At 62.6% G+C, this 19,787-nt stretch carries 17 protein-coding genes and 3 pseudogenes; 9 read left to right on the top strand and 11 right to left on the bottom strand.

Annotation, left to right across the window (positions count from 1 at the left end):
• The first annotated feature begins 46 nt into the window (after nt 1-46).
• The 3 genes and pseudogenes from htpG to B0O95_RS03450 all read left to right on the top strand — a co-directional run bounded on the left by htpG (nt 47) and on the right by B0O95_RS03450 (nt 3,007).
• Nucleotides 47-1,945, top strand: a complete 1,899-nt coding sequence (gene htpG / locus B0O95_RS03460; protein WP_104076656.1) for a molecular chaperone HtpG — start codon at nt 47-49, stop codon at nt 1,943-1,945.
• A pseudogene (locus B0O95_RS03455) lies at nt 1,942-2,505 on the top strand (chorismate--pyruvate lyase family protein); the annotation flags it as partial. The gene htpG and the pseudogene B0O95_RS03455, both read left to right, overlap by 4 nt.
• Nucleotides 2,506-2,530: 25 nt before the next feature.
• Nucleotides 2,531-3,007 carry a DNA-deoxyinosine glycosylase gene (locus B0O95_RS03450; protein ID WP_104076852.1) on the top strand — a complete coding sequence of 159 codons (477 nt, stop codon included), beginning with the start codon at nt 2,531-2,533 and terminating at the stop codon, nt 3,005-3,007.
• Nucleotides 3,008-3,092: 85 nt separating this feature from the next.
• Here the strand turns inward: B0O95_RS03450 and B0O95_RS03445 are convergent, their stop codons facing one another.
• Nucleotides 3,093-3,401 carry a type II toxin-antitoxin system RelE/ParE family toxin gene (locus B0O95_RS03445; protein ID WP_104076654.1) on the bottom strand — a complete coding sequence of 103 codons (309 nt, stop codon included), beginning with the start codon at nt 3,399-3,401 and terminating at the stop codon, nt 3,093-3,095.
• Entirely contained in the window at nt 3,398-3,709 is a 312-nt protein-coding gene (locus B0O95_RS03440) for a YlcI/YnfO family protein (protein ID WP_416171938.1), read from the bottom strand. Before B0O95_RS03440 ends, B0O95_RS03445 begins: the two co-directional genes overlap by 4 nt.
• 219 nt (nt 3,710-3,928) lie before the next feature.
• On the opposite strand from B0O95_RS03440, the gene B0O95_RS03435 reads away from it, so the two are divergent.
• On the top strand, nt 3,929-4,873 hold the full coding sequence (locus B0O95_RS03435; RefSeq protein WP_104076652.1) for a class I SAM-dependent methyltransferase: 945 nt from the start codon (nt 3,929-3,931) through the stop codon (nt 4,871-4,873).
• A 215-nt stretch (nt 4,874-5,088) separates the two neighbouring features.
• Here B0O95_RS03435 and B0O95_RS03425 read toward each other — a convergent pair whose 3' ends face one another.
• From B0O95_RS03425 to B0O95_RS03410, 4 genes and pseudogenes are all read right to left on the bottom strand, one after another.
• The gene (locus B0O95_RS03425) at nt 5,089-5,730 is read right to left on the bottom strand and encodes a DNA-3-methyladenine glycosylase I (protein WP_104076650.1); all 642 of its coding nucleotides are present in this window, start codon (nt 5,728-5,730) and stop codon (nt 5,089-5,091) included.
• A 113-nt stretch (nt 5,731-5,843) separates the two neighbouring features.
• The gene (tal, locus tag B0O95_RS03420; protein ID WP_104076649.1) at nt 5,844-6,797 is read right to left on the bottom strand and encodes a transaldolase; all 954 of its coding nucleotides are present in this window, start codon (nt 6,795-6,797) and stop codon (nt 5,844-5,846) included.
• A 172-nt stretch (nt 6,798-6,969) separates the two neighbouring features.
• Entirely contained in the window at nt 6,970-8,187 is a 1,218-nt protein-coding gene (locus B0O95_RS03415; protein ID WP_233203088.1) for a benzoate/H(+) symporter BenE family transporter, read from the bottom strand.
• A 28-nt stretch (nt 8,188-8,215) separates the two neighbouring features.
• A pseudogene (locus tag B0O95_RS03410) lies at nt 8,216-8,311 on the bottom strand (AAA family ATPase); the annotation flags it as partial.
• A 381-nt stretch (nt 8,312-8,692) separates the two neighbouring features.
• Here B0O95_RS03410 and B0O95_RS03405 point away from each other — a divergent pair.
• Together B0O95_RS03405 and B0O95_RS03400 are read left to right on the top strand one after the other, a co-directional pair.
• Nucleotides 8,693-9,046, top strand: coding sequence for a c-type cytochrome (locus B0O95_RS03405; RefSeq protein WP_104076648.1), 354 nt, complete (start codon nt 8,693-8,695; stop codon nt 9,044-9,046).
• A 40-nt stretch (nt 9,047-9,086) separates the two neighbouring features.
• A complete protein-coding gene (locus B0O95_RS03400; RefSeq protein WP_076795964.1) occupies nt 9,087-9,464 on the top strand; it encodes a c-type cytochrome in 378 nt (125 codons plus the stop codon).
• Nucleotides 9,465-9,526: 62 nt separating this feature from the next.
• On the opposite strand, the gene B0O95_RS03395 is transcribed toward B0O95_RS03400, so the two are convergent.
• The 3 genes from B0O95_RS03395 to rsxB all read right to left on the bottom strand — a co-directional run bounded on the left by B0O95_RS03395 (nt 9,527) and on the right by rsxB (nt 11,776).
• On the bottom strand, nt 9,527-9,958 hold the full coding sequence (locus tag B0O95_RS03395) for a DUF1841 family protein (protein WP_104076849.1): 432 nt from the start codon (nt 9,956-9,958) through the stop codon (nt 9,527-9,529).
• A gap of 161 nt (nt 9,959-10,119) precedes the next feature.
• The gene (gene nth / locus B0O95_RS03390; RefSeq protein WP_104076647.1) at nt 10,120-10,764 is read right to left on the bottom strand and encodes an endonuclease III; all 645 of its coding nucleotides are present in this window, start codon (nt 10,762-10,764) and stop codon (nt 10,120-10,122) included.
• Between the two features lie 43 nt (nt 10,765-10,807).
• Nucleotides 10,808-11,776, bottom strand: coding sequence for an electron transport complex subunit RsxB (gene rsxB / locus B0O95_RS03385; protein ID WP_199180423.1), 969 nt, complete (start codon nt 11,774-11,776; stop codon nt 10,808-10,810).
• Nucleotides 11,777-11,997: 221 nt separating this feature from the next.
• Between rsxB and B0O95_RS03380 the strand changes: the two genes are divergently transcribed.
• Nucleotides 11,998-12,630, top strand: a complete 633-nt coding sequence (locus B0O95_RS03380; protein WP_104076645.1) for a TetR/AcrR family transcriptional regulator — start codon at nt 11,998-12,000, stop codon at nt 12,628-12,630.
• 3,031 nt (nt 12,631-15,661) lie between these two features.
• Here B0O95_RS03380 and B0O95_RS03365 read toward each other — a convergent pair.
• Nucleotides 15,662-16,924: a polyhydroxyalkanoate depolymerase gene (locus tag B0O95_RS03365; RefSeq protein WP_104076642.1), complete on the bottom strand. Its 1,263-nt coding sequence runs from the start codon at nt 16,922-16,924 to the stop codon at nt 15,662-15,664.
• A gap of 198 nt (nt 16,925-17,122) precedes the next feature.
• Nucleotides 17,123-19,009 (bottom strand): glycoside hydrolase family 15 protein, encoded by a 1,887-nt coding sequence (locus tag B0O95_RS03360; protein WP_104076641.1) that lies wholly within the window; start codon nt 19,007-19,009, stop codon nt 17,123-17,125.
• Between the two features lie 270 nt (nt 19,010-19,279).
• Here B0O95_RS03360 and B0O95_RS03355 point away from each other — a divergent pair, with 270 nt between their 5' ends.
• Nucleotides 19,280-19,534 (top strand): hypothetical protein, encoded by a 255-nt coding sequence (locus tag B0O95_RS03355; protein WP_104076848.1) that lies wholly within the window; start codon nt 19,280-19,282, stop codon nt 19,532-19,534.
• Between the two features lie 37 nt (nt 19,535-19,571).
• A pseudogene (locus B0O95_RS16320) lies at nt 19,572-19,778 on the top strand (beta-propeller fold lactonase family protein); the annotation flags it as partial.
• Nucleotides 19,779-19,787: the final 9 nt, after the last annotated feature.

Genomic DNA, 19,787 nt, shown 5'->3' with positions numbered 1-19,787 from the left:
CCTGGCCTCGTGCCGTTGACGTCAACTCGCTGAAAGGACCTAGACTATGGCGCAAGAAACCATGAGCTTCCAGGCGGAAGTCAAGCAGCTTCTGCAACTGATGATTCACTCGCTGTACAGCAACAAGGAAATTTTCCTGCGTGAGCTGATTTCGAATGCGTCCGACGCGGCGGACAAACTGCGTTTCGAGGCGATCGCCGATGCCGGGCTGTATGAAGATGACCCGAACCTGCGTATCCGGATCGCGTACGACAAGGCTGCACGCACGATCACGATTGACGACAACGGGATTGGCATGAGCCGTGACGACGCGGTTTCGCACCTGGGCACGATCGCGCGCTCAGGGACCAAGGAGTTCTTTGCCAAACTGTCCGGCGATCAGCAAAAGGACGCGGCACTGATTGGCCAGTTCGGTGTCGGCTTCTATTCCGGCTTCATCGTCGCGGACCGGATCACCGTGGAATCGCGCCGCGCTGGCCTGCCCGCCGACCAGGGGGTGCGCTGGGAAAGCACTGGCGACGGCGAATTCAGCGTCGAGACGATCCAACGTGCGCAGCGCGGCACGTCGATCACGCTGCATCTGCGCGAGGGCGAAGACGAGCTGTTGTCCTCCTACCGACTCAAGTCGATCATCCAGAAGTACTCGGATCATATTGGCCTGCCGATTCTGATGAAGAAGGAGGAGTGGGACGCTGAAAAGAACGAGATGGTCGTCAAGGACGAGGACGAGACCATCAACCAGGCCAGCGCACTGTGGACGCGTGCCAAGAGCGAGATCAGCGACGAGCAGTACAAGCACTTCTACGAGCATTTGTCGCACGATCACGAGGCGCCGCTTGCCTGGACCCACAACCGCGTCGAGGGACGCAGCGAATATATCCAGTTGCTGTACGTGCCTGGTCGTGCCCCGTTCGATATGTGGAACCGCGACCATCGCGGCGGGCTGAAGCTGTATGTGAAGCGCGTGTTCATCATGGATGAGGCCGAGCAGTTGTTGCCCAATTACCTGCGCTTCATCAAGGGCGTGGTCGATTCAAACGACCTGCCGTTGAACGTGTCGCGTGAGATTCTGCAGGAGAGCCGCGACGTGAAGGCGATCCGCGACGGCGTCACCAAGCGGGTGCTGTCGATGCTCGAGGAACTGGCTGGTGCCGACGACGACGCTGGCAAGCAGAAGTACGCGACGTTCTGGCGCGAATTCGGCCAGGTGCTCAAGGAGGGTCTGGGCGAGGACTTCGCGAACCGGGAGCGCATCGCCAAGCTGCTACGCTTCGCGTCGACGCAAACCGACAGCGCCGAGCAGAATGTGTCGCTGGCCGACTACGTCGCGCGGATGAAGCCGGAGCAGACGAAGATTTACTATGTGACCGCCGACAGTTGGCAGGCCGCGCGCAACAGTCCGCACCTGGAGGTATTCCGCAAGAAGGGTGTCGAGGTTCTTCTGCTGACCGATCGCGTCGACGAATGGATGCTGTCGTTCCTGCATGAGTTCGACGGCAAGCCGTTGGCCAGCGTCGCCCGTGGCGATCTCGATTTGGGTGCGTTGAACGACGAGGAGAAAAAGGCTCAGGAAAAGGTCGGTGAAGACCTGAAGCCGCTGGTCGAGCGGATGAAGGACGTGCTCAAGGAAAAGGCCAAAGACGTGCGTCTCACGTTCCGCCTGACCGACTCGCCGAGCTGCCTGGTGGCCGACGATGGAGAGATGAGTGGCTACCTGCAGCGACTGTTGAAGGCGGCTGGCCAGAAGGCGCCCGATTTCCATCCGATCCTCGAAGTGAACCCGGAACATGCGCTGATTAAGCGGCTGTCGCCGGACGCAGCGGACTTTGCCGACTGGTGCCATTTGCTGTTCGATCAGGCGCTGCTCGCCGAGGGGGGCGCGCTCGATGATCCAGCGAGCTTTGTCAAGCGCACCAACACGTTGTTGCTGTCGGGCACGCATTGAACGACACGCTTGAGCGGCGCTCGGGCGGGCAGTTTTGTGCGCACGGTGACGGTTGGCGGGCGCAACCGCGTGCCGTCTTCAGCGCCGCACAGAAGGACTGGGTAACACGCGCGGGTTCGCTCACGCGCCATTTGAGCACGCTCGGTCGGGTGACCGTGCGGGTCACCTGTGAGAAGGTTGGCCTCGCGTGGCGCGACGAGGCGCGCGTGTTGCGCCTCGCACGCCGCGCGCCGGTGTGGATTCGGGAGGTAGTGCTTACAGTGGATGGCGTGTCCGTGGTGGCCGCGCACAGTGTCACGCCGCTGCGTGCGAGCCGGGGCGTATGGCAAGCCGTACGACGGTTGCGCACGCGAGCGCTGGCCGAGCTGCTGTATGCGGACATGACGGTGACACGCTCGCCGATCGTCAGCCGGTGCGTCGATGGCGCCCATCCGCTGTACCGGCTCGCTGTCGCACAGTTAGGCCCGGATCGGCCGCATGCATGCGTCGCGCGGCGCTCGGTGTTTACCCGTCATCGGCTACCGCTGATGGTGACCGAATGCTTCTTGCCGGCCATGTGGACCATGATGACCTATTAAATTGCTGATGTTGCAAGGTTTTCCGCCGATAATCCGGCCCGATACGACGATTCTGGTGCTGGGCAGCTTTCCCGGTGAAGCATCGCTCGGGGCAGGGCAGTACTATGCGCATCCGCGCAATCAGTTCTGGCGGTTATTGGGCGCGGTGCTTAACGAGCCTGAGTTGCATGAGCTTGCGTATGACGCGCGGCTCGAACGCGTGTTGAAGCACGGAATCGGGATATGGGACGTGCTCGCCGCGTGTCATCGCGAGGGCAGTCTCGATTCGGCGATTCGCCATGCGAAGCCGAACGACTTCGCGTCGTTGAGAGCGCATGCACCGTTGCTGAAGAAGGTGTGCTTCAACGGCAAGACGGCGGGGCGGTTTGCCGATGTGATCGGTGCCGCGGGCTATGAGACGCTCGTACTGCCTTCGTCGAGTCCGGCGCATGCGATGCTGTCGTTCGAACAAAAGCTTTCGTGTTGGCGGGACATTCTTTTCTGACGACATTCGATCGCTGGTGATGCAATGTTGCGTGGCATGGGGCCGACCCACAGCCTGCGTGACCGAACGTCGGATCCGTTCCGGTTCAGTGGTAATCGCTTTCCCGCTGATGACGCACCGCCAGGATCGTCACCGTCCGATTGTCGTCGATCTCGAACAGCGCAACATATCCCGACACGCCGAACGGAGTGATCAATTCGCGCAAAAACGGCATCGATGGATGGGCTTTGCGGCATGTGAACGGCGACGATTCCAATGTAGCGATCCCGGCGGCGATGGCCGCAAGTGCGCGAGTAGCGATTTCGACGTCGGCGTCGTCGCGATCGACAATGAAGCCATAAAGACGGTCCAGATCATCTGAAGCCGCACGCGTGAACCGGACCGCGTACGTCATCGAGGCTTGCGCCTCGTATCGCGAAGGGCGTCGAGCCGCCGCTCCAGTTTCTCCAGTACTTCGGACGCAGGCAGATAGTCGCCGGTGTGTTGGGCCGCTTCGCGCGACGCGATGCCGCGGGCAATGAATTCGCTTTGATTGCGACGGCGTTCGATGCCCTCGCGGACCGAGTGCTCGACGAAACTCGACAGCGTTTCTCCTTCGCCGAGGACGCTTTCGGCGGCGTCACGCAGTTCCGGTTCGACCCGAATGGAGGGGAAAGTGGCGGATTTCATGATATCTGTCGAAGCATCGCAATTGCGATGCATTATCCACTGATGGCTATGTTGATGCAAGCCAGCCGTTCGGTAGAGTCGGTGAAGAGCGTCCAACGCTCTGAAATGGGCGACTGCCAGTGCCAGCGCCGCGCGACCCGTGGATAACTGCAGGTCGCCCCAACTCGATTACGGGTTGCGTAACCCGCTGCGCGGCCCTGGATGCTATGCTTGGGACAAACAAAAACTGTGCAACACGCAAGACTTCGTTACATGACATCCTTGATCAAGCGCGCGTCGGCGCAAGTGCGCGCATTCCAGCGCGGTGAGCAGGCCGCGCAACCGTCGCGCGGCGCCGCCCGCCGCACGGGACGCGACGAACACGAGAGCGCCGTGCAGCACGAGGGCGCGCCAACCCTCGAAGCGCCGCGCAAAGCCCGTTTTGCGCCGGTGACATTTTCCGAAGAACGGGGCGTGCGCTACCTGCATTTCGGCACTGAATGGATACAGGGCGCGATGCGACTGAAAAAGCCATTCGATATTGAACTCGAATACGCGCAGCAGATGATGGCGTGGCTGCTCTTTCTCGCGCCGCCCAAGCGCATTGTGCAATTGGGCTTGGGGGCGGCAGCCTTGACCAAGTTCTGTCATCGGCATTTTTTGCACTCGCATGTCGAGGCGGTGGAATTGAACCCGGCAGTGATCATTGCCGCGCGCAGCATGTTTGAGTTGCCGCGCGACGACCGGCGCTTGAGCGTGCTCCAGATCGATGCATGGGATTTTGTTCATGACCCCGCGAACCACGGTACGGTCGGCGCGATGCAGATTGACCTGTATGACGCGACCGCACGCGGTCCGGTGCTCGATTCCGTCGCGTTTTATCGCGCGTGCCGTGCTTGCCTCGGCGGCGCCGCAGTGGTGGCGGTCAACCTGTTCGGCGACCATCCGAGCTTCGTGCGCAACATGCGCCATTTGCGCGCGGCGTTCGATGCACGGGTCATCGCGTTGCCCGAGGTGCATGAGGGTAACCGCATCGTGCTGGCTTTCTCCGGACCCGCATTGTCGATTGACTGGAACATACTGACCGACCGCGCGAAGGTCATTGAGAAGGCGTGTGGGTTGAGCGCCCGTAAGTGGGTCGCCGCCCTACGTGAGGCGTCCGGCGCGCCACGCCGCGACGCGCGTGACCTCGCCGGCGGCGGGCATTTCGTGATCTGAGTTCCTCCCCGCCATCCCCTCGTTTTCTCGACTTGACCGCCGAAGGCATGCCCCTATACTCGGCGTTGCCGCAGCGGACGACGCGATCGCTGCTTGGTCCCCGGCTTCCTACCGATGCCGGCTGCCGCAGCGCGAGTGCCGCCTTGCGCCTACGGGCGCGCACCGGCATGCTGGGTAAATCGACGCTCTCAGACCTGGCGGTGCAGGACGGCTGATTAGCGCGGCACCTGAAAGGCGGCACGTGCCCGATCGACGTCGGTCCGCACGCTGCAATCGTGCTGATGATCGTTGACCAGGCCCATCGCCTGCATCATCGCGTACATCGTCGTCGGCCCGACGAATTTCCAACCGCGCCGCTTCAGGTCCTTCGACAACGCAATCGACTCGGGGGACGTCGTCATCGTGCCGAGCACCTCCCGGGTCAGCTTGCGTGGCCGGCTCCGCGGGTCCGGCTCGAAGCGCCACAGGTAGGCGGCCAGCGAGCGCTCGCTATCGAGCAGCGCCAGCGCGCGGCGTGCGTTATGGATGGCAGCCTCGATCTTGCCCCGGTGCCGGATGATGCCGGTGTCGCCGAGCAACCGCTGCACGTCGCAGTCGGTAAACCGGGCCACCTTCTCGATGTCAAAGTTGGCGAATGCAGCGCGAAAGGCTTCCCGCTTGCGCAGTATCGTCAGCCAGCTAAGTCCGGCCTGGAACCCCTCAAGGCACAGTTTTTCGAACAGCCGGCGGTCGTCATCAACCGGAAAACCCCACTCCATATCATGGTAAGCGCAATACTCGGCGCCGGTGCCGCACCAATGGCAGCGCTGCGAGGGGCCCACTGTCGGCGCCGGCACGACCGATGGCCCGGCTGGCATCGCCGAAGCAGAAACAGAAGGGTGTGTCATCGATGGTTTGGATTTATCCTTGATGCGGTGCGTTGACCATGTATCGTGGTCGAGCGTGTATTGGACCCACTCAGCAGAACCACTCAGCGCAATGGCGTAATCAACTGTTCAAGCTTGACCGCATCCGCCGCGAACAGGCGAATGCCTTCAGCCAACTTCTCGGTGGCCATGGCGTCGTCATTTAGCAGGTAGCGGAACGTCGGCTCATCGTGCGCGACGCGCTTGATCGGCACACTGGCCGCCTGCTGCGGGCAGAGCTTGCGCTGCACGGGCTCGTTGCTCTCATGCAGCTTCTGTAGCAAGTCTGGGCTGATCGTCAGCAGGTCGCAGCCGGCAAGCTCGGCGACCTGGCTCGTCGTGCGAAAGCTCGCGCCCATCACTTCGGTCGGGTAGCCGAATTTTTTGTAGTATGCGTAGATACGTTTGACCGATTGCACACCGGGATCGTTGGCGCCGCCGTCGCGGGCCTCGTCCCAATTCGCGCCGGCATTTTTTTTGTACCAGTCGTAAATGCGGCCGACGAATGGCGAAATCAGCTTGGCTCGGGCTTGCGCGCAGGCGACCGCCTGGGCGAGCGAGAACAGCAACGTCATGTTGCAATTGATCCCTTCCTGCTGCAACACCTCGGCGGCGCGCACGCCTTCCCACGTCGACGCGAGCTTGATCAGCACGCGCTCGCGGTCGATGCCCGCGGCCTCGTAGAGCGCGACCAGCTGATGTGCCTTTTCGATGCTTTTTTGGACGTCGAACGATAGCCGCGCGTCCACTTCTGTCGACACCCGCCCCGGGACGATCTTTAGGATCTCGACGCCAAACGCGACCAACAATCGGTCAATGATGTCGCCGACGGGCCGGCTAGCATGATCGCGTACTGTTTTCTCGAGCAGCGGGCGGTAGTTGTCCTTCTGCACCGCCTTCAGGATCAGCGACGGATTGGTCGTTGCATCCTGCGGCTTGTAACGCGCGAGTTGCTGGAAATCGCCGGTATCGGCGACGACGGTCGTGTACTGCTTCAACTGGTCTAGTGCAGTCGTCATGGCTAGGTTCCTTGTAGATCGTATCCCGAAATGCCGCGCTGATTTCCACTATTGTCTCGCAGCCGTGCGGCGTCCGATAGTTGTCCGACCAGTCGGTGCTCCCCCGGTTCGTCGGGGCGCCGGCTGCGGGATGCCGGACGTCGGGCACCGCGCCGCCGGCTTGCCGGCGCATTTAGCGGCGCCAGTTCAGGATGGCGTTCGCGACGAGGCCGGCCACCAGGCCCCAGAAGGCCGAGCCGATCGACAGCAGCGTGAACCCGGAGGCGGTCACCATGAAGGTAACGAGTGCCGCTTCGCGTTGTCGGGCATCCTGCATTGCGTGGGTCAGGCCGGTCATGATTGAGCCGAACAGCGCCAGCGCGGCGACCGACACGATCAGTGCCTTGGGCAGGCTGGCGAACAGCGCCGCGATCGTCGCGCCGAAGATGCCGGCCAGCAAGTAGAACACGCCGCACCATACGGCGGCAGTGTAGCGCTTTGCCGGATCCTCGTGTGCGTCGCGACTGGTGCAGATCGCTGCGGTGATGGCCGCGAGGTTGATCCCGTGCGAGCCGAATGGCGCCAGCAGCAGCGATGCGATCCCGGTTGTGGCGATCAGTGGCGCCGATGGCGTGCTATAGCCGTGCGCGCGCAACACCGCCACGCCTGGCATGTTCTGCGAAGCCATCGCGACAATGAACAGCGGCACGCCGATACTGATCAACGCGGCGAGGGAAAACGACGGGCGGGTGAACACGGGATGCGCGAGCGCGATGCTGAAATGACTGAAATCGAGCAAGCCGAGCGCGCCGGCCAGCACAGTGCCGACCACCAGCGTAAGGGCGATCGCATAGCGGGGGCAAACGCGCTTGGTCACGAGGTAGGCGACGAACATCGTGAGCACCAGCGCGCGTTGTTGGCCCGCCTGGACAAAGATCGCGCTGCCGATCTCGAACAAAATGCCGGCCAGTAGGGCGGCGGCGATACCCGATGGGATCCTCGCCATCAATGAATCGAAGCAGCCAGTGACGCCGACCAGGGCTAGCAGCGCCGCACACACGACGAAAGCGCCGATCGCCTCGGCGTAGGGCACCCCGGGCAGGCTGGTGATGAGCAGCGCAGCGCCGGGCGTGGACCAGGCGACGACGATCGGCGCGCGAAAGCGTAGCGACAGCCCGATAGCCGTGACAGCCATGCCGATCGACAGCGCCCAGATCCACGATGAGATCTGGGCGTCGCTCAGGTGCGCGGCGCGGCCGGCCTGGAATATCAATGCGATCGAGCTGGTGTAGCCCGTCATCGCGGCCACAAAACCGGCGACCAGCGCCGACAGCGAGGTGTCACCGACCGGACGCAGTGGCGCGCGTAGCGTGGGCGGAGCGGCTGGGTCGGGTGGTGAGGACGCAGTCATGGATGGGAAGGGTTACTTGCTGAGGATGAGCATCGTACTCATACAGCCCCTGCTGGGCTTGGGTGGTCGATTTGATGTGCCATTGCAGCAGCGGCATGCCGAGCGCGGCGGCGACCTGCTCGGCACGGAGACACGAAAACGCCAGTATAAGACAGGCGCCGCCTCGCCGCCGACCGTGTGGCCGGCTCGCTGCCCCTGGCGCGTGTCATGCCATCGGCGCGCCGACCGATGCCGGCGCGGGCCGCCGAGCGCCCAAATGCTGCATTTCGCTGCGGCCGATTGACGCAGGGTGAGGGCGGTCTGCTGCCTGCAGCACGGTTGACTACGCGGTGCGCGGCGCGCAGTCGCGCGCTGGCCCTTAAGTGGACGCTCCTAGCGTCGGGGGTTACAATACGCCGTTTTTTTGGCCGGCTGCTCAACGCCAGTGGATTCGTGCAGAGCAGGGCGGTGCAGGCCTGCGCGGTTTCAGCGCCCCGATATTCCCCTACAGCCAGGTTAGATGCTTATGAACAGATTCGTCGTGATGGCTGCCATTGCGGTGTTCGCCGGGTCAGCCGGCACCGCGGCGGCGGACGTGGTCGGCAACGCGCGCGCCGCGCAAGGGAAGGTCGCCATGTGCATTGGCTGCCACGGCATTCCCGGTTATCGCGCCGCGTTCCCACAGGTCTATAAAGTGCCGATGCTCGGCGGTCAGAACGCGAAGTATCTGGAAAACGCATTGCAGGAATACAAGAAGGGTGCACGCAAGTTCGCGCCGATGCAAGCGATCGCCAAGTCGCTAACGGACCAGGACATTGCCGACCTGGCCGCGTACTACGCGGCTCAGACGCCGGCAAGCCAGCCCAATCCGCAGCGGTGATCGGAACGTGGCGAACGGTAGACGAGCAACAGGAGAACTCATGAAAAAGCGCATCATTGAAGCGTCGGGCGTCGCCAAGGCAATGATCGCCGCGTGTGCGGCCGTGGTATCGATCGGGGCCGCGCAAGCCGCGGACATTGGTAACGGGCGCGCAATCGTCGAGCGCACCAACTGCGCCGCGTGCCACGGAGCGGGGCTGGACAAGCCGGTGACTCCGGATTATCCGAAACTCGCGGGGCAGCATGCCGACTACACCTATTGGGCATTGCGCCAATACCAGATGGGCGGTGGCAATCCGTCCTTTGGTCGCGACCATGCGATCATGGCTGCGCAGGTGCAGAGCCTGTCCGAAAGCGATTTGAAAGACATTGCCGCGTATATCGAGTCGCTGAAGGGCGATCTCGTGCTGAAGAAGTAAGCGGTCTCACGTCGCCGGCGCACACGCACGGCGGTGTCGCTGCGTCGGCCGGCCCTGTGCCGTCAATCCCGGGACGCGCGCTGTTCAATCAGCGCCAGATACGCGTCGGTATCCGGCGGGACTTTGTTGCGTTGTGCTTCCCAGATGATCTGGCCAAGACATTCCATGATCGCGTGGTGTGCGTCGTGGTCCGAGCCCAGTCGTGCAGCCAGGCGCTCGTGTGCGGCGCGGATGCCGCGCGGCTGGTCGATCGACAACTGCTCGCTGATTGCCAGGTGCATCGACAAGTGCAGGAATGGGTTCGTTTGGCCGCGCTCGGGCGAGTAGTCCTGCTCGCCTGCGTCGGCGCAGTCCAGGACAGCTTGGTACTCTGGGTGCTGGACGATCCAGTCCGCCGCCATGCTCTGCAGCGGGGTCAAGATTTCACCGGCGCGTTGCTTGCGCCACGTCTCGGTAAAAAAACGACGGACTTCGTCACGACTTGGAGTGAACATCAGGCACAGGAACCGCTTGGCACGCGCAGCCGCGCAATCCATCATTGTACGCCGAGCGTTGTCGTGGCGCCGCACCGTCGCACCGCGGTGCTCATCGCTGCACAGCCACGACGCAAGCTTCTTATCAGTGCATCCGCAATGCTTTTGTGGCAATCGTTACATCATTGGGTGGGAGCGGGCGTCTTGCTCTTGAATTCGCACAGCGGCTCGATCGCACAATGCCAGCATTCAGGCAGCCGCGCGCGGCATACGTAGCGGCCGTGCAGGATCAGCCAGTGGTGCGCGTCATGCCGGAATTCGGCCGGCGTGAGCTTTTCCAGCGCCGCCTCCACCGCCCGCACGTCCTTGCCGGGCGCCAGCCCGGTGCGGTTCGCGACGCGGAAGATATGCGTGTCGACGGCGATCGTCGGGTGCCCGAATGCGGTGTTCAGCACAACGCTCGCCGTCTTGCGGCCCACACCGGGCAGGGCCTCGAGCGCTTCGCGATCAGCCGGCACTTCGCCGTGGTGCTTGTCGAGCAGGATCCTGCAGGTCGCGATGACGTTCTTGGCCTTGGTCCGGTACAGTCCAATCGTCTTGATGTACTGTGCCACACTGTCTTCGCCGAGCGCCAGGATGGCTTTCGGCGTGTTGGCGACTGGGAACATCTGGCGCATCGCCTTGTTGACCGAGACGTCGGTCGCCTGCGCCGACAGTATCACGGCGATCAGCAGTTCGAACGGCGTCGTGTACTCCAGCTCCGTCGTCGGATGGGGATTCAGGCTTTGCAGCGTTTCGTAGATTGCGCGGCGCTTTTGGGCGTTCATGAAGATTCGTCGCTTTAGGGGACAGTGAGGCGCAGACGGCGCATCATGCATCGAGGTCGGAGCCGTCTCTGCGCGCATCGGGCGGCGGGGGCGGCTCCGATGCAGCGCCGCCGCGTTCGTCCGTGTCCCATCCCAGGCGCCGCCGACGTGCTTCGGCCGCGTCGATTTGCGCTTGCACGGCTGGACTGACGTCCGATGTGTTGCGCGGCCCCAGCCCCTGGGCGGCCAGTTCCTCTTTTTTCTTGCGGGCACGCTCGAGCGCCGCCTGGATGATCGCTTGCTTTCGTGCGGCGGCATGGTCCTGCGACGACGCCATTGGCCCGGCCCCTGGCATGCCGGTCGCGGTGGCAGCGGCGGGCGTCGCGCTGGGCGGGTGACCGGGCTCGGCACTTATGCGCTCTCGCACCGTGCCGGGCGACGCCCATCCCGATGCTGGCGGCACCGGTGTGGCATCCGAACTCATCGTCGCGCGACGAGCGGCGGCACGCTGCTGCGCCACATCACGCTCTTTCGCGAGCCGCGCATTGCGCCGCGCATGCCGACGTCGGGCCGCATCGGCCTGCTGCGGCGACCATGCGTCCCATCCGGTGGCAGTGCCGGTCACGGAGACCATCTCGATACAATCGACGGGGCACGGCGCGACGCACAGATCGCAGCCGGTGCACCAATCTGCCAGCACCGTATGCAGCTGCTTTGGGGCGCCGACAATGGCATCGACCGGGCATGCCTGCATGCATAACGTGCAGCCGATGCACACGGTCTCATCGATTACCGCACGCGCCCGTGCACGCTCGACGCCGTTGGCCGGATTGAGCGGGATGAGCGGCCTGTCGAGCAATGACGCCAGCCGGGCGATGCCTTGCTGTCCTCCGGGCGGACACTGGTTGTAGCTCGCCGTGCCGTCGGCAACGGCTTGCGCATAGGGGCGGCAGCCGCTATAGCCGCATTTGGTGCATTGAGTTTGGGGAAGCAGATCGTCGATCCGATCCGCGAGCGACGGAGAAGCAGTCACAGTGTCGGAACCTGGACGCGTCGAGAAGTGCGACGCATATTTTATCAATACGCAATTATCGCCTATTCCGATAGCGGCGTTGGACCCGCGTGCCATAATCCAACTGCTTTCCGTGTCAGTCTTAGGGCGGTAACTCAGCGCGGCGCACCGTTTTCTGCCGCCGTGGGCCTATCCGGTGGTGACGCGATCGGTCAACGCGGCTACTGCATCATGATCTGAACATGAACCAGCCGAGAATCAAAAGAGACCCCGAAGGCACGAGGCGCCGCATTCTCGCCGCCGCTGCCGAAGAATTTGCGAACGGCGGATTGTCCGGCGCGCGCGTGGACCAGATCGCCTGTCGTGCCGGGACCAACGAACGGATGCTGTACTACTACTTCGGCAGCAAGGAGCAGTTGTTCACCGCGGTGCTGGAGCAGGCGCTGACGGGATTTGCCGAAGCGGAACGCACGCTGGACCTGAACGGACTGGCGCCCGTGGAGGCCATGACGCGGCTTGCCCACTTTATATGGGCGTTCTATCGTCAGCATCCTGACCTGCTGCGCTTGCTAAACAACGAAAACTTGCATGAGGCGCGGTATCTGCAAAAGTCGACGCGGATTCGTGAAACCGTTTCACCGATGCTCGCGACGCTTTCTGGCATCCTGGAGCGCGGGCACCGCGCTGGGCTGTTCCGGGCTGGCATTGATCCGCTGCGCCTATATGTGACGATCTCCGGGTTAGGCTATTACATTGTGTCCAATCGGCATACGCTGTATGCGACGCTGGGGCGCGATTTCGGCCACAGCGATGAACATGCCGAGATGGTTCGGCTCAATACGGATATGTTGCTAGCGTACTTACTGCATCGGTGATCTTACTGCATCGGTGACCGTCGTGCCGCGCTGCGCGACACAGCAGGCGGTGCGCAGCGTGACCATGTCGTGACGAGAGTCAGCGTCAAGCTTAAGCCCGTCGCGGTTGCGAGGTTCTACCCGGTGCGTCGAGACAGGGGTTCGTCGATTCGCTTGCCGGCGTCGCCGTTCGGATGCGACCTGATGTCGTGCCGTGCCGCGATTAAGCTGACGGGGCGTGGTGTCCTATTTACCGCCGCGTCAGGAGTCAGACTTGTACAACCACCGCGTCGCGATACCTCCCGGCTCAGCAGCGCTGTTGCCGCAATGGCTCAATGAGCGTTCCTTTGCGAGCACACCGTGTCCTTCGAGGCCCTCCGCGTCTACCGGGCCGCTGGCGGCTTTGAAAATGTTGGCCCGACCTAAGAACATGCGCGGTCAACCGCCTGCAGGAAGGCCTGCGGCGTTCGGTCTGCACGGCTCTCTTGTCGAAGGCAATCAAACGTTCCCTGCTGCGTCCCGCGTATATGGTCCGCAGCCGACGGTTCGCCAATCCGCGCTGGGCGCCGGGGAGCCCCTCAGCGCTCGCTGGATGCCTTCATTCCCACAAATGCTGCGTCAGGCGAGCACATCCTTCTCCACCGTGCCGTGGGCCCGTTGCAAGGCAATCGCGGCTGCTGTAGCACGAATGTTCCGTGGCTTCTTCATTCCCAAAGCCGCTTCGGCTTGGGAAGGGCAAGCGACGTCACCCATGAACGCGCCAGCACAAGGTGTCGTCGCACCGTTTCCAAAAGACGGACGTGCCGACGGGCCTAATGACCCATTCCAGTCGTTCGGTGTTCCCAGGTGGAAAAGTGACACCGCATCTTTAGACGAAGACGAGCCGTTTCCATCGCTGCAGCAACCGGATCCCGCGAAGATGCTATTGTGCAGTCCATTTTCGCCGCCGAAGCCGCGCTCGGAGGAGGTGGATTCGCCACAAGCTCGTGTCCCCGATGATGCATCGGAGGAGCGGTGGAAGTTGAGTATATTCCGTCCCCAGCAGGGGGGAGCCGTCTTCGCGAAAACGCCCCCGGCTCCGCCATCTTCGACGCTGAAACACACACCTGTTAAAAAGCCATCGGGACAGCGCTCAAAGTCCGCGAGTCCGTCACAAGCTAGTCTCCCCGAGGATGTATCGAAGCAGCAGTGGAAGAGCCGTATATTCCCTCCCCAGGAGAGGAGCGTACCGGCGCATAAACCGCTGACCGAAACCCGTAGGAACGTCTATCAGCCGCAGTTGGCGCCAAGTATATTCTCGGCAGACCAAGAGACGGATTAATTTAAAGCCCAAACCAACTGGAAATGCGTACCCATGCCGGCATGCTACGCGAGTGTCGATGACGGCCGCCGATGGAGTGCCATTGCGAAATCACGCCGAGGCGCCGGAGGCGCAAGCCGTGCGTGGCGCCAGGCAGCGACGCACAATTCGAATAGGACGCGATCATTGGAGCATGTATGATTGACAGGTCAAAACTGGATGTGTCTGGATGGGTTTTGCCACAGTTGCAAGGTCTACGTTCGGCGTCTGATGACAAGCCGGGCGTCACCCCAGGACGTGCCGGGGTTTCGGCACTGCTAAGCGGGTTGAAAAAGTGGGGCTCGCGTCTGCGTGCTGCCGCGCTACCGTCCGAACGAGCGCAGTGGAATATAGCCTCCCCGAGTACGGGCGGCGCGATGCAAGGTGCCCACCCACCTCATGTTTGGGGACACGGCAATGCAATAGGCTTTTCTACAGCGCCGCAATTCGGACCGCCACCTGAGAGTGGGACGCCATCACGGTTTACCCCGATGGGGGGCAATAGCCCGTTGGTTATGTCGGCGCCTTCTCAGCCTTTAAGCCACGTGGTCGTCGTCCTGCCGCCGCCGCAGTCATCGATTGTGTCTGCCATTTCGCGGTTGTTGGGCGACATACCAATGACGGCGGTACCAAGTAGTGCGATCATGCTGTCGTACGGTCCATACGGCTCTGGCAGTGGCAGCGTGCCGGCGCCTTCCTGGCCTGGCCACGGTAGCGTTCCGATGACTGCGGGCTGGCATGAACCGAGCGGCGCCGAGTACGCGATGTCGGCGTTCGCCAATTACGGTATGCCGCAGCAGAGGTTCCAAGAGCCGGGCATCAACCCCAGTATGCCAATGCCGCAGCCTTCCTCCCCAAGATACGCTACACCTCCAACGCTTGAGGACGCGCCGCCACGGCCGAATAATGGGGTTGTTCCGCCACGGCGGCCACCCAGACGAGTCGTTCCACTGTCGTCGCAAAGGCGAAATACCGTTAGTCCCCAAAATCTTGATGCATATTTGAGCGGGAAACAGCAAAAGATCCGTGAAAAGTTGGACGCGAAGAAAAAGCCGTCCAAAAAGGAAATACAAGACGCCAACGATGAGGCGTTTGCCGAAGGCATCAGGCTAAGCTTGATCCAACACGCAGCTTCGGACGTCTCGCGCGCAGATGCGACGCAGGCTTTGGATGAGTCTCGAAGTGCGGCCACGGATAGCGCGCCATTACGTACCGTTGATACGGATCGGCGGCGGCAAGTTGCGCCTTCGGATTTCCCATCCATTCCGCAAGTACCGGTTGGGGCCGACGATGTAGCGCCATTGCGGACTCCCGCAGGCATAAAGCGCCAGCCAACGGAATCGGAGAACGATAGAGCAACCAAGCGACTCAGATCATCGTACATTCCCCTCGATTAAGCGCGCCGGGCATTTTACAAGCCCCCGCTCGATCTGGATAACATAGAGGACAACGCATCGGAGGAGTCCGAATCGCCCCATTTAAAATAACGGCTCAGTTTTTTCGTTGCGTGAACGCCAGTGCCGCTGATATGTCCGGCAAATCCAGATGCGGTGCGCCCGGTGTGAGGCCCACGTTAAGCTGCGCGGCAACAAGCACAGCATTCAGATCCGTGACAGGATTGCACGAACTGTTTTAGAGGTCAGTCAAGCTAATCCTTGCGACGTGCCCACTGTGATCGCGGTTGCCCGTGTTGGAGAACCGACCGCACCGGCGCTACGCCTGCACCGTAGCCTCGTGATCATGCTCATGGATGAACTCGCGGATTTGCGCATAGATGATCGTGCGCCAGCGCCGTCCCGAGAAGATCCCGTAGTGACCGCATTGCTCCGCGGTGAAATGCCGGTGTGACGCTGACGCAATGCCGGTGCACAGCGTGTGGGCGGCGCGCGTCTGTCCACAGCCGGAGATGTCATCCAGCTCGCCCTCGATCGTAAAGAGCGCGGTATCGGTGATGTCTTGCGGACGCACCGGCTCGCCGTTGACGGTCCAAGTGCCTTGCGCGAGCCGGAATTCCTGAAACACGATGCGGATCGTTTCCAAGTAATATTCCGCCGCCATGTCCAGCACGGCGTTGTATTCGTCGTAGAAGCGGCGATGCGCTTCGGCATCGTCTTCGTCGCCGCGCACTAGATTCTCAAAGAATTCCCAATGCGATTGCAGATGCCGCTCCGGGTTCATCGCAACGAACCCGGCGTGCTGTAGAAAACCCGGATAAACTTTGCGGCCCACGCCCGGATAGTTCGACGGCACCGTATAGATCACATTGTTCTCAAACCACTCGTACGAATGCTGCGTTGCCAGCGAGTTCACCGACGTTGGGCTCTTACGGGCATCGATCGGCCCTCCCATCATCGTCATCGTACGTGGTGTGTCCTCGCCGCGGCTGGCCATCAGCGAGATCGCCGCGAGCACCGGCACCGTCGGCTGGCATACCGAGATCACGTGCAGGTTCTTCGCGCCGATGTGTCGGATAAAGTCCTGGATGTACTCGACGTAGTCGTCCAGATGGAACGCGCCGGCCTCGAGCGGCACCATCCGTGCATCGATCCAGTCGGTGATGTAGACTTTGTGGTCCTGCAGCAGCGTGCGCACCGTATCGCGCAACAGCGTCGAGTGATGTCCGGACAGCGGTGCACAGACCAGCACGATGGGTTCATGCTTCAGTTGCGATACGGCGTCGCTGTCGTCGGAATACCGCTTGAAGCGCAGCAGCCGGCAAAACGGTTTTTCCAGGATCGTCTGTTCGACGACCGGGATGCTGCGGCCGTCCTTCTCGATCTGCTTGATGTTAAATTCGGGGCGTTCGTAGTCCTTGCCGAGCCGGTATAGCAACTCGTAGGCGGCGGCCCAGCGCGATGCGCCAGGGACGTAGGCGAGCGGACTGGCCGGATTCGCGAACGATTTCGACGCGGATTGCGCCCAGGCAGTTAGCGGGCTCAGCAGCGCGCGCTGGAATTCGTGAAATTGATAGAGCATGCTTGCTCCGTGTTACGGCATGTGGGTCGATTCCCGCTGCCATCGGTATGGCGCCGATCGAAGCCGAGTGCTTCTCGCCGCCCGCGCGAGACACGCGGGCGGCCGGGCGCAGGATGACGTGTCCAATCCTGACATCCGATCATATCGGACAATCGCGGGCTGGTGCAATGCAGCAAATCCCGCTGGTGAGCGTGTCGCTTACTGCGGCGCATCTAGCGCGGAACGAGAGTGGTCGTCGCCGGCGGCGGTCTTGGCCATCTGTTCTTCGTGCCGCATGAGGTTCAATCCGGTATGCACCAGCGCAACATGGGAAAACGCCTGTGGGAAGTTGCCGACCATCCGGCCTGCGTTGGTGTCGTATTCTTCCGACAATAGCCCTACGTCGTTGCACAGGGACAGCAGCCGCTCGTAGCGCCGGTGCGCTTCATCAAGCCGACCCTGCAACACGAGGTTGTCGACCATCCAAAAGCTGCATGCCAGGAACGTTCCTTCGCCGGGCGGCAGCCCGTCGTCGACATCGCTGGTGTGATAGCGCTTGATTAGCCCGTGCTCGCTCAACGTACGATCGATCGCCTCAACCGTGCCGCGCACCCGCGGGTCCGTCGGGGGCAAAAATCCGACCAGCGGCATCAGCAATACGCTGGCATCCAGGTCGTTGCCGCCGGCTTCGCCGCGATAGCTTTGCGCGAACGCGTTCAACGCCGGGTTCCAGCTGCACGCGCAGACCTGCGCGTGGATTTCGTCGCGCACGCGGCGCCACCGGTCGAGCGGACCGGGCAACGAGAAGCGCTCGGCTGACTTGAGGATCCGGTCGCACGCGACCCACGCCATGACTTTCGAGAAGGTGAAGTGCTGCCGGCCGCCCCTGACTTCCCAGATCCCCTCGTCCGGTTCCGTCCAGATCTTTTCGAGGTGATTGACCATTTCGCATTGAATGGACCAAGCGGTTTCATCGGCGTCCAGCCCGCCCACTCGGGCCAGGTGCAACGCATTCATGACTTCACCGTAGACGTCCAACTGCAATTGCCCGACTGCGTTGTTGCCGAGCCTGACCGGCCGGGAATCTTCGTAGCCGGGCAGCCACGACGCCTCCCATTCCGGTAGCCGTCGTTCGCCGCCAATACCGTACATGATCTGCAACTGGGTCGGCGAGCCGGCCATGACGCGACCCAGCCATGCGCGCCACGCGCAGGCTTCGTCATAGTATCCACCGCGCATCAGCGCGAGCAGCGTGATCGTCGCGTCGCGCAGCCATGTGTAGCGATAGTCCCAGTTGCGCGTGCCGCCAAGGTACTCGGGTAACGACGTGGTTGGCGCCGCCACGATCCCACCCGTCGGTTCGTAGGCCAGTGCGCGCAGCGTGATCAGCGAGCGCCGGATCGCCGGCGCCCACCGGCCCGCAACCGTGCAGCGCGACGACCATTTGCACCAGTATGACTCGGTGCGTGCCAGCGTACGGTGCGGATCACGGGCGGCAGGCAGGCGTTCGTGCGACGGAGCATACGCGAGCACGAAGGGTATCCGCTCGCCGTCACGCACGGTGAAGTCCGCGACGGTGTGCATGTTCTGGCCGTGCAGCGCCACCGGCGTGCGCAGCACGGCCATGTCGGGACCGACAATCGCGCGGATGCCGCTGCCGTCGTCGAGCCGGCTGACCCATGGCACCGAGTAACCGTAGTCAAAGCGCAGCACCAGCTCCATGCGCATGCGCACGGCGCCCCGCTGGCCGACGACGATACGCACCAGCTCCGAATGGCCGCTGCGTGACGGCATGAAGTCGATTAGCGTGACGGCGCCGTCTGGCGTCTCGAAGTCGGTTTCCAGGATCAACGTGTCGCCGCGATAGCGCCGGCGGGTGCTGGATACCGTCAGCGGCGTCGCGTCGTCTGGCGGGTGCGACGCCGCGTCTGGCGTATAAGGTGCGATCAGCCAGCGGCCATGCTCGGGCGTGCCGAGCAATGCCGCAAAGCAGGCGCCGGAATCAAACCGCGGCCAGCATAGCCAGTCGATTGAACCGTCGCGGCCGACCAGCGCCGCGGTGTGACCATCGCCGATCAACGCATAGTCTTCGATTGCACGGGGCATGGGTGGAGTCGGAGCAGGAGCTGCGCATGGTTCCCGATCATAAGGCAATTGAGCGCAGCCCGCGTGTTGCCGGTCTTTTGGCAAACAGTTGGGCGGGCGCGGCGCGCCCGATGGATGCAAATGACATACCGCTGTGGCACGTGTTGGTGTCGTTGATCGGGCAATCTGCTCGTGCTGTTCCTATGATGAAGTTTCCGGACGATGGGGTGTGCAGCGAGCGCCACCAGGCCCGGACGTCCTCTCCCGGTCACCTTGCGGCTCCCAGACATGCTGACGAATCCATCAAAAGTCGATTGCATCACGATCCTGTCCGCCGCCGATCATCTGCCCGCTACCGAACCGGACTCCGTACTCGAGCTGGACTACCGACGGCTCGGACTGTCGCGCAACGGCATGGAGACGGCCGCGGTGTTTCTGATCGAACGTGCGTGCTTCACCCGTTACTGCGAGCAGCATGGGCAGTTCACAGTGGGGCCGCTCTCCCCGCAGGACAGGTGGCGCCTCGAACAGCTTTGCAACGGATAGCCGTTGCCCCGCGGGCCCGGCACGGGAGCGTTTGCCGTTGACTCGCGGGCACACCGTGCCGTTGAGCGCGCCGGGCTTTCGCGGCAAGGTGGGCGGTGGCGCGATTCACCTGTCGCCGGACGGCCGTTTCCTGTATGCGACCAACCGTGGTGATGCTAACGAGATCGTGATCTATTCGGTCGATGCCGACAACGGCTTCCTGAGCCTCGTGGGCCGCCAGTCGAGCCTGGGCAGCACACCGCGTGGCGCGCGC

Source organism: Mycetohabitans endofungorum, from assembly GCF_002927045.1.
In the GTDB taxonomy this organism is placed as follows: domain Bacteria; phylum Pseudomonadota; class Gammaproteobacteria; order Burkholderiales; family Burkholderiaceae; genus Mycetohabitans; species Mycetohabitans endofungorum.
This window is presented reverse-complemented; position numbering and strand designations above follow the sequence as displayed.